This is a genomic window from Celerinatantimonas diazotrophica (assembly GCF_004339545.1).
In the GTDB taxonomy this organism is placed as follows: Bacteria; Pseudomonadota; Gammaproteobacteria; order Enterobacterales; family Celerinatantimonadaceae; genus Celerinatantimonas; species Celerinatantimonas diazotrophica.
Genome location: NZ_SMGD01000012.1, coordinates 371,306 through 384,077 on the forward strand (window position 1 = coordinate 371,306; position 12,772 = coordinate 384,077).

12 protein-coding genes are annotated in these 12,772 nt (G+C 45.7%); 4 read left to right on the forward strand and 8 right to left on the reverse strand.

Annotated features, from left to right (window positions below; all coding sequences use genetic code 11):
* The first annotated feature begins 6 nt into the window (after positions 1 to 6).
* Positions 7 to 1,899 (forward strand): EAL domain-containing protein, encoded by a 1,893-nt coding sequence (locus EV690_RS07950; RefSeq protein WP_131912457.1) that lies wholly within the window; start codon positions 7 to 9, stop codon positions 1,897 to 1,899.
* A 73-nt stretch (positions 1,900 to 1,972) separates the two neighbouring features.
* Here the strand turns inward: EV690_RS07950 and EV690_RS07955 are convergent, their stop codons facing one another.
* Both EV690_RS07955 and epmB read right to left on the reverse strand, forming a co-directional pair.
* Positions 1,973 to 2,290: a hypothetical protein gene (locus EV690_RS07955; protein ID WP_131912458.1), complete on the reverse strand. Its 318-nt coding sequence runs from the start codon at positions 2,288 to 2,290 to the stop codon at positions 1,973 to 1,975.
* Positions 2,291 to 2,323: 33 nt separating this feature from the next.
* On the reverse strand, positions 2,324 to 3,352 hold the full coding sequence (gene epmB / locus EV690_RS07960; RefSeq protein ID WP_131912459.1) for an EF-P beta-lysylation protein EpmB: 1,029 nt from the start codon (positions 3,350 to 3,352) through the stop codon (positions 2,324 to 2,326).
* A 33-nt stretch (positions 3,353 to 3,385) separates the two neighbouring features.
* Between epmB and efp the strand changes: the two genes are divergently transcribed.
* Complete coding sequence (gene efp, locus EV690_RS07965) at positions 3,386 to 3,955, forward strand: elongation factor P (RefSeq protein WP_131912460.1); 570 nt, start codon at positions 3,386 to 3,388, stop codon at positions 3,953 to 3,955.
* A gap of 59 nt (positions 3,956 to 4,014) precedes the next feature.
* Here efp and frdD read toward each other — a convergent pair whose 3' ends face one another.
* The 4 genes from frdD to frdA are packed head-to-tail and all read right to left on the reverse strand — an operon-like array spanning position 4,015 to position 7,299.
* The gene (frdD, locus tag EV690_RS07970) at positions 4,015 to 4,371 is read right to left on the reverse strand and encodes a fumarate reductase subunit FrdD (protein ID WP_131912461.1); all 357 of its coding nucleotides are present in this window, start codon (positions 4,369 to 4,371) and stop codon (positions 4,015 to 4,017) included.
* An 8-nt stretch (positions 4,372 to 4,379) separates the two neighbouring features.
* A complete protein-coding gene (locus EV690_RS07975) occupies positions 4,380 to 4,769 on the reverse strand; it encodes a fumarate reductase subunit C (protein WP_131912462.1) in 390 nt (129 codons plus the stop codon).
* Between the two features lie 2 nt (positions 4,770 to 4,771).
* Positions 4,772 to 5,512: a succinate dehydrogenase/fumarate reductase iron-sulfur subunit gene (locus EV690_RS07980; protein ID WP_131912463.1), complete on the reverse strand. Its 741-nt coding sequence runs from the start codon at positions 5,510 to 5,512 to the stop codon at positions 4,772 to 4,774.
* 2 nt (positions 5,513 to 5,514) lie between these two features.
* Positions 5,515 to 7,299, reverse strand: a complete 1,785-nt coding sequence (gene frdA, locus EV690_RS07985) for a fumarate reductase (quinol) flavoprotein subunit (RefSeq protein WP_131912464.1) — start codon at positions 7,297 to 7,299, stop codon at positions 5,515 to 5,517.
* Positions 7,300 to 7,461: 162 nt separating this feature from the next.
* On the opposite strand from frdA, the gene epmA reads away from it, so the two are divergent.
* Both epmA and EV690_RS07995 read left to right on the forward strand, forming a co-directional pair.
* The gene (epmA, locus tag EV690_RS07990) at positions 7,462 to 8,454 is read left to right on the forward strand and encodes an elongation factor P--(R)-beta-lysine ligase (RefSeq protein ID WP_131912465.1); all 993 of its coding nucleotides are present in this window, start codon (positions 7,462 to 7,464) and stop codon (positions 8,452 to 8,454) included.
* On the forward strand, positions 8,454 to 10,868 hold the full coding sequence (locus tag EV690_RS07995) for an ATP-dependent DNA helicase (protein ID WP_131912466.1): 2,415 nt from the start codon (positions 8,454 to 8,456) through the stop codon (positions 10,866 to 10,868). The genes epmA and EV690_RS07995 overlap by 1 nt, the downstream gene beginning before the upstream one ends.
* Here EV690_RS07995 and asd read toward each other — a convergent pair.
* Positions 10,777 to 11,682 carry an archaetidylserine decarboxylase gene (gene asd, locus EV690_RS08000; RefSeq protein WP_131912467.1) on the reverse strand — a complete coding sequence of 302 codons (906 nt, stop codon included), beginning with the start codon at positions 11,680 to 11,682 and terminating at the stop codon, positions 10,777 to 10,779. The genes EV690_RS07995 and asd overlap by 92 nt on opposite strands.
* 22 nt (positions 11,683 to 11,704) lie before the next feature.
* Positions 11,705 to 12,742, reverse strand: a complete 1,038-nt coding sequence (gene rsgA, locus EV690_RS08005) for a small ribosomal subunit biogenesis GTPase RsgA (protein ID WP_131912468.1) — start codon at positions 12,740 to 12,742, stop codon at positions 11,705 to 11,707.
* Between the last annotated feature and the right edge of the window lie 30 nt (positions 12,743 to 12,772).

The following is a 12,772-nucleotide window of genomic DNA, read 5'->3' on the forward strand; positions in this document are numbered from 1 at the left end:
AACTCAATGGGTATTAGTAAATGGTTTAGAAACTCCCAGTTGTTCAATTTCGGTATTCTCATTATTATCACGGGATTTCTTCTGGTAAGTTTTGTAGCAGCATTTAAGGTTTATCAAACCTCTAAAATGATTGAGCGGCAGCCTCATTCGGCTGTGTGGGGATTAGTTCAACTCCAAGAAGAACACCGCCGTTTTATCAATACACTGCAACTCTATAAATATAAAGGAGTAAGTAAGCAGCAGCTACTGTTTCGCTACAATATTTTGTGGAGTCGTTTCCCCGTCCTTTTAGATGGCGATGAGTCAAACTATTTGCGTCAGATTAATGGGGCCAATGCATTGATTCGCGATATGTTTTCAGAAGTGCAACGGATTGAACCTATTTTGGAAGGGTTACCCCGTAACGATATCGAAATCCCTAAAATTCTCCACTGGCTCGAAAATTTTAGTGGGCCCGTTAATGTTCTGGTAAATCGCGAATTTCACCGGATTCAGGAATCGCGACGAGTTTTGCAAACGCAACTACAGTCGCAGCAAAACTTTTTAGCGGGTGCGTTAGCTGGATTATTTTTTTGCTTCGCCCTGTTGGTTTTGGTTATTTTGATTCAAAGACATCGCTATCGGTGGTTAAAGCAGCACGATTCACTCTCACAGTTATTGAATCGACGGGCATTACATTCGCGTTTACAGCATTATTTAGATGAGGATACTCGCGTTGTACTGGTCGGTATCTCGTTTGAAAAATTGTCTGTTTGGATGAGCCGGCTCAACATCAATCCACTGAGCGTGATAAGTGAACGGCTCAAAGCAACGGTTGAACAATCGTTGGGTAACGCAGTACTAGAGTTTGCAAGGTTTAGTGAAAACGAGTTTGCTCTGGTGCTGGATGCGCAGCATTTCAGCTCAGAACTTATTGACCAATTTTATCAGCAACTGCGTTTGACGCTGATTCTTGCTGAACAAAGTTGTCAGTTGCGAAGCAAATTAGTGCTGGTGGAAAATATACATCAGCTACATCGAGCCGATGATGGCCTGCTGCGTCTCACCTTAGCTTTTGAGCAAGCCCGTAATAACCATGAATCTATCTACTATTATCGCCATGAGCTACTGACTCGTGAGCAGCGTTGGATTGATCTCTGTGAACAGTTCCAAGAGGCGATCTCTAATAGACACTTACAGCTCCTTTATCAACCCATTTTACGGGTGAATCATAAAATGCCTGTCGCACTGCAGATGCGGCTACGTTGGATTCATCCTCAATATGGGCGCATTGAACATGAAGAATTACTAAAATTAGCTGAACAAACCGAGCTCTGTCAGCTACTCAAAGAGCATTGGCTAGCTTTAGCGCTAGCTCAACATCGTTATTGGTCGAGTATTGGCCATGAGCGATTAATGTTGTTATTTGCTCTACCCGTGGATTGGTTAGATGAGCCTTTTATTCAACTATTGGTTTATAAACTTAATGAACTTCAGATCCCGGTCGCGCAATTTATGCTGGCTTGTCAACAAGGTGATTTATATGTCGGTACCCGCCAGTTTTATCTATTGAAAAAATTGCATCAGGCCGGAGTTCGAGTGTTAGTCGATGATAATGTGATTCACGGCGTTAGCTGGCAGCAGTTACTTCGCTCACGTTATGAGTTTGTGCGCTTAACGGTACCGTTAAGCGCCGAGCTGACCCAACCCCAGCGGATTATGCAGCTTGATGCGTTAGCTAATTTTATGAAAGAGTTAAAGTTAACGGTGATTTTTGAAGGGGTGAGTAATCGCGAACAGCTATATCAGATTGAAACCGCATTTCCTCAGGCTTATGTTTGCGGGGCGGTTTTTGCACCGTTCATGGATACCGAACAAACAGAGCTGTATTTAAAAGAATTACTTAACCCTGCTTATTGAACGCAGATAACCAAGCGTAAAGCAGCCGGCATGGCAAAACCAATGCCTTCTGCTTCCAAGAGGTCAACAGTCCCTAGCCTAATAGCTGTTTAAATGATGCCAATGTTTTATGGGCTAGTTCGATTTTAACCACTAATGTTTCTAAGACTTTTTTAAAATCTTGTTCATCTTCACACTGTTGCAATCTGAGTAGATCATTGGCGAGTTCCTCGACATAGGGCAAAAAATGATCTGCTTCAGTGCTAAATGGACTGTCATTAACGAAGATTTTATCGAACTGACCCAATCCATCCGCTTGCTGAGCACTGATAACTTTATCGGCATCAACTGCTTTGTGATAGATGGCTTTAATATTAATCTTAAGCTGCTCGATGACTTTTTCTTGATTCATGACTCATCTTTGGTTGAAATTTCTGATTAGCCATTATAACAGACTTAATCCGAGATCCTGAGGGGTCTTACTGGGTTTATGTGGCTCCTCACGCACGAGTCGGGGAATTAAAAAACCAGGTAAGAGTTCATAAAGCTGGTGCATTATGGCAACTGCATCCTGATGGCTAACATCAAAATGAGTGGCGCCTGTGACTTTATCGAGCAGATGTAAATAGTAGGGTTGAATATCGCTGGCAAAGAGGGCTTCACTGAGGTTGGCTAAAGTCTGTGCATCATCGTTTACCCCGGCTAATAAGACACTTTGGTTTAGCAACCAAATACCACGTGATTTGAGTGGTTTTAGTGCTTCTGTCAAAGTTTGGCTGACTTCATTCGGGTGGTTGATGTGAGTCACCAAAATCGTTTTGAGTCGGCATTTTGCTAGGAGCTCAACCAATTCGTTAGTGATGCGACTTGGTATAACGACTGGCAGGCGCGAGTGAATTCGCAGCCGTTTCAAATGTGGAATTTCAGCGAGCGCATGAATGAGTTTGGCTAGATGGCGGTCATTGGCCATTAAGGGGTCACCCCCAGAGAAGATCACCTCGTTGATCTCAGTGCGTTGCGCTATGTAATCAATCGCGGCCTGCCAACCGTGGCTGCCCGGAGCATTATCTTGATATGGAAAATGGCGACGAAAACAATACCGACAATTAATGGCACAGCCACCTCTGACAATCAGCAACACTCGATTGGTGTATTTGTGCAAAAGTCCGGGCACTGGTCCTTGTTGCTCTTGAAGCGGATCGCTTGTAAATCCGGGCATTTCAATAAATTCCTGATGCATCGGCAAAACTTGTCGTAGCAGCGGATCGGCCGGATTGTTTGGCTCAATGAGGCTAGCAAAATAGCGCGGTACCCGCAGTGCAAAAAGCTGTTTTGCTTTGCGGTCTTCGACATAATCATCAGGGTTGAGACCAACCAGTTCAAGGAGCTCATCGACGGATGTGATCACATCTGCTAGCTCTTTTTGCCAATAGTTATGCAAACTATGGCGGTTTCGGGTTACAATTTGCGTCATTTGAAAAATGAATAATTGGTTTAAGAGGACATAATGGCAACATATAGTACCAATGAATTCCGTTCCGGGCTAAAGATTATGCTCGATGGCGAACCATGTGCCATCCTGGAAAATGAATTTGTAAAGCCAGGGAAAGGACAGGCGTTTAACCGTGTTAAACTGCGTCGCTTACTCAACGGTAAAGTACTGGAAAAAACGTTTAAGTCTGGTGACACTGTTGAAGGAGCCGATGTCATGGATATGGAAATGGCCTATCTGTATAACGATGGCGAATTCTGGTATTTCATGGACAATAATACTTTTGAGCAGATTGCCGCAGATGCGAAAGCAGTCGGTGATAATGATAAATGGTTAGTTGAACAAGACCCTTGTGTGATTACCACTTGGAATGAAGCGCCTATTGCTGTTACTCCGCCAAACTTTGTTGAGTTAGAGGTGACTGATACAGACCCTGGACTCAAAGGTGATACAGCTGGTACTGGCGGTAAACCCGCGACGTTAAACACCGGTGCAGTGGTACGCGTCCCACTGTTTATCCAGATTGGTGAAGTGATTAAAGTGGATACTCGAAGTGGTGAATACGTTAGCCGTGTTGGTAAATAAATCGGCTATGTAAACCCTATTGTTACAAAAAGCCTGCATTTTGCAGGCTTTTTGTTTGATTAGCGCATTAGCATTTGCAGGAGCAAAACGGCGCTGGCGATGGTGACAATCAAGGCTAGCCCATAACACAACCATTTATGCAGTGCACATGTCCTGACGCCTAAATCATGCAAGCCATGATAAATGCGATGCATTGCATGCCACATGGGTAAGCTAATGATCACCCATAAAATAAGCGCTCCCAGCCAGTGGCTGGCTAATGTTGCAACACGTGCAAAACTGTAGGTATCGCTGTTGAGCAGTCCAAGCGGAATCAGTAACCCTGTGATGAGAATGCACACAGGGATGACAATTGCCGTGACCATTCCACCACCACCAAACAATCCCCAAAAAATTGGCTCATTAGAACGTTTCATAGCTCCCCCTAAATACTGACAATGACTAAAATGAGTAGGCTGACAATCGCCAGTAATGCATACATTGATTTCACAATGACACTATCGGGCACTTTTTTATCTTTAAACCAGAGATCAGCTGCCTTGGGGGCCAAGTTAAACCAAGTCACACTATGGTAAAGGACCCAAAACAGCGCAACCAGATGAAAGATAATGGCGACCGGGCTTTGCATGGCATGCAGCCAATTGGCAAAAGCTGTTTCTCCTTGTGCTAGACGAAATAGACCACACAATAAAACCAAGCTGTAAATGGCGGTCGCAATCGACGAGCCTTCACGGATCATGTATTTCAGATAGAAACTGTTTTTGAGCCACCAGTTATGCTTCATCGGGCGAATATAGGGTTGACGAATCGACATACTTATTTCTCCCGTTTGATTAGATGTAATAGATAGTCTTTGCTGCTAGCCACTTTTCCGAGTTGAATTGCGGCAGCTGGGTCAACATCTTTGGGGCAGACTTGTGAGCAGTATCCGACAAAAGTACAGCTCCAAACTCCGTCTTCTTGATTGAGGACTTCCATCCGCTGCGCTTTGCCTTCATCGCGACTATCAAGGTTATAGCGATGTAAGAGTGCCAGTGCCGCAGGACCGGTAAAATCTGGATTCAGTCCGTATTGAGGGCATGCGGCATAGCATAGACCGCAATTAATGCACATTGAAAATTGTTTGTAACGTTCCAATTGTGCAGGCGTTTGGGTGGTGCAGCCATCGGCAACATTACGGGGCTGCTCGGTAATGATATAGGGTTTAACGGCTTGTAGTTTTTCAACAAATCCGCTCATATCAACGATTAAATCTCGCTCAATGGGGAAATGCGCTAAAGGTGCGACTGTCATTTCTCCTTGGTCGACGTAATCGCGCAGAAATGTTTTGCAAGCAAGTTTGGGGATGTCATCTACCATCATCCCGCAACTGCCACAAACAGCCATGCGACAGGACCAGCGATAAGATAACGATGAATCAAGATTGTCTTTAATGTACCCCAGTGCCTCTAACAGCGACATCTCTTTGGTGTAAGGAACTTGAAAGTCCTGCAGGGTTGGTTCGCTATCGTAACCGGGACGATAGCGTTGGATATGTAGCGTGAGTTCTTCAGCCATCATTATGCTCCCTTCGTTTCGCTGGCTGCCTGTTCAGAGGCCGCGCCATAAGAGCGAGTTGCTGGTTGTGATTTAGTAATTGTGACATCTGAATATTCGATTTTTGGCAATTGCTCGTTTTGGTAGAATGCCAAAGTATGCTTCAGGAAGTTTTCATCATCACGTTGCTCATAGCCATCTAAACGTTGGTGCGAGCCTCGCGATTCTTTGCGGTGCCAAGCACTGACGGCCATCGCTTGGGCTACATCGAGCAAATAACCTAACTCAATGGCGTAGAGCCACTCGGTGTTATAGACATTACATGAGTCGGTTAATTTGATGTTTTTGTAGCGCTGCTTAAGCTCTGTTAATTTTTCGATACTTTGTTGCATTCCTTCACTAGTGCGGTAAATGCCGACGCCCGCTTCCATGCAATCGCCCATTTCATTGCGCAATGTGGCTGGGTCTTCGTCGCCATCTGGATTTTTCAAAGCCATTACCTGATCAAGGCTCTGTTGGGCCTGCTGTTCAAGTATATTGGCATCACTAAAGGTGCTCGTTTTGGCATATTCTGCAGCTTGTTGGCCGGCGATAGCACCAAAGACAATAATTTCGCTTAAGGAGTTAGACCCTAAACGATTGGCGCCATGTAGCCCAACAGAGGCACATTCGCCCACTGCATATAGCCCTTGCATGCTGGTGGCACAGTGGCCGTCTGTTGCTATCCCGCCCATGGTGTAATGCACGGTTGGACGCACTGGTATCGGCTCTTTTATTGGGTCAATGCCCATATAAGCTTTAGCCAGCTCACAGATAAATGGCAAGCGTTCTTTTAGATAGGTGGCACCTAAGTGGCGAAGGTCAAGGTTGACGTAATCGCCAAGAGACCCCTGAATCGTCCGACCTTTTTGAGCTTCTTGGTAAAAACTTTGGCTGAGTCGATCACGAGGACCGAGTTCCATGTATTTATTTTTGGGTTGCCCAATCGGGGTTTCTGGCCCTAATCCGTAATCTTGCAGATAACGATAACCATCTTTGTTGGTTAAAATTCCACCTTCACCACGGCAACCTTCGGTCATTAGAATTCCCGTGCCGGGCAGCCCGGTCGGGTGATACTGCACAAATTCCATATCTCGCAACGCAACACCATGGCGATATGCCAATGCCATACCATCGCCGGTGACGATGCCGCCATTGGTATTGTAGCGATATACCCGACCAGCACCGCCGGTGGCGATAATAACCGACTTGGCTTGAATTAACTTGGCTTCGTGTTCCATCAAGTCGATGACTAAAATCCCTTGGATCTGGTTGTCATTCGTGATCAGGTCGACCACAAAATGTTCATCGAAACGGTGAATCGAGGGATACTGCATGGAGGTTTGAAATAATGTATGCAGAATATGAAAGCCGCTTTTATCGGCGGCAAACCAAGTGCGTTCGATTTTCATGCCGCCAAAGCGACGAACATTCACTGAACCGTCAGGTTTACGTGACCATGGACAGCCCCAGTGTTCAAGTTGGGTGAGCTCTTGTGGGCAGCGTTTGACAAATTCATCGACGACATCCTGATCGCACAGCCAATCGCCTCCTGAGACAGTGTCATTAAAATGATTGTCAAAATTGTCATTCTCTTGTACGACAGCGGCGGCGCCACCTTCGGCTGCGACGGAATGACTGCGCATCGGGTATACTTTGGAAATTAAAGCAATGTTAAGATCGGGTTCGGTGCGGGCGATCTCGATTGCGCAGCGCAGACCAGCTCCTCCGGCTCCGATAATAGCAACGTCCGTCTGAATCAGTTTCACGGGGTTCTCCTTGACGGTTAATATACTCTTTGTATTGTGGCTTGCCCTGCGGAGGACTTGTTGATTGAAGTCAACAGTTTGTTGTTCCTCTTAACATTAGTTAATTGAATTTGGATTTGCTCACATCCTGAGCATGTTTCTGACAGAAAAGGCAATTATTTCATGAGTAATCAAGCAGCCGTGTATTCTGCTAACTGGCAACCTTCTGCAAGTATTCAAGTACTGCGGCAACGAGCTAAGTTGTTGCAATCTATTCGGTCTTTTTTTAGCGAACGTAACGTATTAGAAGTTGAAACCCCGGCGTTAAGTCAATATGGCGTCAGTGATTTACACCTGCGTAATTTTGAAACTCAATTTGTCGGCCCTGGAGCTGCAGATGGTAAAACGCTCTATTTACAGACGTCACCGGAATTTCATATGAAGCGATTACTCGCCTCTGGCAGTGGCGCTATTTATCAAATTTGTAAAAGTTTTCGCAATGAAGAAGCCGGGCGTATTCATAATCCAGAATTTACTATGTTGGAGTGGTACCGCCCTGGCTTTAACCATCAGCAGCTGATGGATGAAATGGACCAATTACTGATGCGATTACTCAAATGTGACCCAGGTGAGCGGATGAGTTATCAGCATGCATTCATGCAATATTTGGGTATCGATCCACTGAGTGCCAGCCGTGAACAGATTATTCAGGCGGGCAAAACATTTGCAATTGAACAACTGTTATGTGAAGAACACAATCGTGACAGTCAACTGCAAATTTTGTTTGCACTCGGTGTTGAGCCTAATATCGGCCGAGAGCGTCCTTGTTTTATCGATTTATTTCCCGCTTCCCAAGCGGCTCTGGCCCGCGTCAGTCCGGATGACACCAGAGTCGCAGAACGTTTTGAAGTGTATTTTAAAGGGGTTGAACTGGCGAATGGTTTTCATGAACTCAGTGATGCTCAAGAACAAAGAACTCGTTTTGAACGTGATAATCAGTTGCGTGCAGAAAATAATCTACCAGTCATGACGTTGGATGAAAATCTGCTTAGTGCGCTGGGTGCAGGTTTGCCAGATTGTTCAGGTGTTGCTTTAGGACTAGATCGCGTTTTTATGCTAGCACTTGAGAAAAGCGAGCTGAGCGACGTGGTCAGTTTTGGTATTGAGCGTGCCTGATGCACTCGTTTCGGGTAGGGGTTCGCCAGCTGTGTGAGCGCTTTGCTAATAATGGCTCGCTTGATAGTCGTTTTTTACCTGCGCCAACCGGTATGGCTGGAATTATGGCGCAGAAAGCATATCAGCGGCGTCAAGGAAACCACTATCAACGCGAACTAAAATTAACGGGTCGTTGGCAAAATGAATTAGCCATTCTAAATATTAGTGGTCGCGCTGATGGTGCCGGGGTTACATCTGATGGGCGTGATTATTTAGAAGAGATCAAAACGCTTAAAATGAATGCCGATCAAGTCAGTGATGCCCAGCGTAGTGTTCATTTTTCTCAGCTTTACATCTATGCCTATCTGTGGTGCAAAGTGAATGAGACCGATGCGGTGTCGCTGGTTTTAACCTACCTTGATGAGGCTGGCAAAGTCTTGGTTCAGCATCAAAGAGATTATCAGCATGAGCAGGATAGTGCGCAAGTCGAAAACTGGTTTACGCGGTTTATTCGCTGGCAATTGTGTTTCGATGAACTAAAAACTGAACGCAATACGGCTTTACAGACACTCGCGTTTCCTTATTCGCAATTTCGTCAGGGGCAACGCGAGTTAGCCACGGGAGTTTATCGCACTATTGCCAAGGGCAAACAACTGTTGGTTGAAGCGCCAACCGGGATTGGTAAAACATTAGCCACACTATTTCCGGCGGTACGTCAGTTAGGCCAGTGTATTGATAAAGTTGTTTATTTGAGTGCTAAAAACTCGACCCAGTATCTACCTTTAAAAACAGTTGAACAATTGAACGAACAAGGCGCGAGGTTAAGGGCTATCGTCCTTACGGGGAAGCAGCGTGCCTGTTTAAATCCCACCGGTGCTTGCTTGCCAAGTTGTCCCTATGCTACTAATTTTTATGATAAATTTTATACTGTTGGAGAATCGCTATTAACTACTTCAATACTTGATTTTGCAACGCTTGAGCAGCAGGCAAAAGAGCAGCAAATTTGCCCCTATTTTTTAGCTCAGATGTTGGCTCCGTGGTTTGATGTCATAATCGGTGATTATAACTATGGGCTGGATAATGAAGGCTCGTTAAGCTGGTTGACCGAGGCGCAACAAGAGCGTTATGCACTTCTGGTTGATGAAGCACACAATGTTTGCAAACGAGCTAAATCACTCTACAGTGCCCAGCTGAATCAGTTACGATTGAAGCGTATTGCTAAAGCGCATTATGACAGCTCAATCGCTCGATCTTTAACGTCATTACGCCGTCAACTGACCCGGTTAATTAATGCTTCTTTAAATGATGGTTCGCATCTGGTGACCCTTGAGCCACCGCAAGCTTTACTTCGAGCGGCTCGGCGTTTTTGCTTCAGTTGTGAGCAGTATTTGGCGCAATATGGCTCGCTGGATGAGGCATTATTGGAGGTTTATTTTGAGGTTTATCAATTACTGGAGTTAAGTGAGCAATTTAGCGAAGTTTATCGCTATCAGTTAGAACGCTGTGACAGCACACAAGGCGAGCGGCCTGGAACTGTGTTACTGAAATTGACGTGTTTGGATCCTGCGCCACTTTTGAAAAAACGCTGGGGAAATGCTCATTCAGTTGTGCTGTTTTCTGCAACCTTGCAACCGCTGGCCAGCTCTGCAAGTTCGCTCGGATTGAATGATGACCATTACCAGCTTTGTTTACCTAGTCCTTATGACCCATCATCACAGGGGATTTTCCTGATTGGTGATATCTCTACACGTTATCGTCACCGTCAACAAAGTTATCTGCCGCTGGCCCGCTTAATCGAGCAAAGTTTTACAACCCAGCAAGTCAATCAGCTGGTTTTTTTCCCATCCTTTGCTTATTTGCAAAGCGTCGCTGAGCTTATCGATGACCGTTTAGCGTTGTTGCTACAAAGTCCACATATGAATGACAGCGAGCGAGAGCAGTTTATAGCAGAGCTTGCTAATACCGATCAGCCCACTTTGGGATTTGCAGTCCTAGGGGGGATTTTTTCAGAAGGGATTGATTTAAGTGGGCGTCAGCTTTCAAGTGTTATGGTGGTCGGCGTGGGGTTAGCGCAGTTTAATCCGAGTAATGAATGCCAGCGAAGGTATTTGGATCAGCGCGGTGAGAATGGCTTTGCGCTTGTCTATCAGTATCCTGGCATGCAACGAGTGGTGCAGGCGGTTGGGCGTTTGATTCGAAGTGAGCAGGACATCGGTACCGTTATTTTAGTGGACGATCGTTTTACCCAGATCGATTACCAGCGCTTGTTGCCAGCACATTGGCGTTGGCAGTTATGCTCCAGTACCCAAGTACCGGAGCAACTAAGGTTATTCTGGCAATATTTTACTCAGTCTCAGTTTCCGTCTCAGGCCAAGGCTCCGGCTCTGATTCAGGTTCAGTGCGAAAATCACCTAGATGAGCCCCCATTCGGGTGACTTCACCACGACGAACTGCACTGGCCAGTTCAATGGCTTTTCGGCCAAACAATAAAATGACGGTGGAGCCTAATTTAAATCGGCCCATTTCTTCGCCTTTTTTCAAGCTAACTTGGGTCGGTGTTTGGTATTGCCAAGTACTGACCTGACCGCCTGCTGGGGCAATGGTTCCCGCCCAAACCGTTTCGATACTGGCAACAATTGTCGCACCGACTAAAACCATCGCCATAGGGCCAATGGCCGTATCAAAGATGGTGACAACCCGTTCATTCCGGGCAAATAACTCAGGAACGTATTGTGCGGTGACCGGGTTAACCGAAAACAGCTCTCCTGGCACATGGACCATAGTGCGCAGTGTCCCATCAATGGGCATATGAATGCGGTGATAATCTTTGGGAGAAAGATAGATCGTGACAAACTGGCCATCGGCAAATTCATTGGCGAGAGCTTCATCACCCCCGAGCAGTTCGCGAGCACTGTAGTCGTGGCCTTTGGCCTGAATGAGCCTGTCAAAGCGCACCGGACCCACCTGGCTAACGCGACCATCTACCGGCAGTGCCAATGTCGTGTCACCTTCAACCAGTGGCCTAGCATTGGGTTTGAGCTCACGGGTGAAAAATGCGTTAAAGGTCGGATAGTTCTGCGGATTACTATCTAACGCTTCGCTCATGTCCACTTTATAATAACGAATAAACTGATGAATCACCCAAGTGGTGATGCGCCCACATCGAGCAGATGCCAAATATCCCAATAATCGTGATAACCACTTTTTGGGAAGAATGTACTGAAAAGCGACTTGTAATTTATCAAGCACGTGTTGTAAACCTCATAAAAAATTAACGTGGGGGAATATGTCGTGCAGGGCGTTTTTCTATCATGCTTTGCAAAATACGCAAATAACTTTGATAACGCCATTGACTGACATCACCTTTCTTAACTGCTTCTACGAAGGCGCAGCCTGGATCATTTTGATGCTTACAGTCTCTAAATTTACAGTGTCCCTGCAATTGTCGTAATTCCCGAAAACCATAAGTGACTTCATCACATTCTAGGTGCCAGAGCGAAAATTCGCGAATGCCAGGAGAGTCAATCAACCGCCCGCCATCTGCCAGGGGATATAAACGTGCTGCAGTGGTGGTGTGTTGGCCTAAACCGGAGTTATCTGATACCTCTTGCGTTTGCGCACAAACTTGCGGTAGTAACATATTCACCAGGGATGATTTACCAACACCCGATTGGCCGACAAAAATACTGGTTTGGCCTCTAAGCTGCTCGTTAAGCGCATCTAAGCCATGTTCGGTTTTGCTGCTCGCGTATAAGGTTTGATAACCAAGCGATTGATATTGCTCTAAAATAGATGAAATTTGAGGCCGGAGTGTATCGTCAAGCAAGTCTATTTTATTGAGTAAAATAACCGGTTTAAGGTGGGAGTTCTCAATTGCAACCAGATAGCGGTCAATCATGTCGCTGGAAAAATCCGGTTTTAAGGCGCTAACAATGATTACCTGATCAATATTAGCGGCGATCGTTTTGAGACCGTCATAATAATCCGGCCGAGATAATTCACTACGGCGGCTCTGAACAGCCTCGACGACACCTTTAATGCCCGAATGACTTTCCTGGCCGCGACGCCATAAGACTTCGTCGCCGGTGACTAACGAGTCAACTGTTCGACGAATATTACAGCGAAATATTTCCCCATGCTCTGATTGAATATCAACGTGCTGACCAAAGCGACTGATGACAACGCCATCCTCGCTCTTGCCAAGCTGCTCGTCATTCCACTCATAGCTTATTTCGCTGTGGAGACGTTTTTGGGCATTGACCCGCATTCTGCGTAGTTGACCCTGATTGAGTCGCTTTTTTTTGGCCACAATGTCGCTTTTAAACTGTTAAGATAAAGG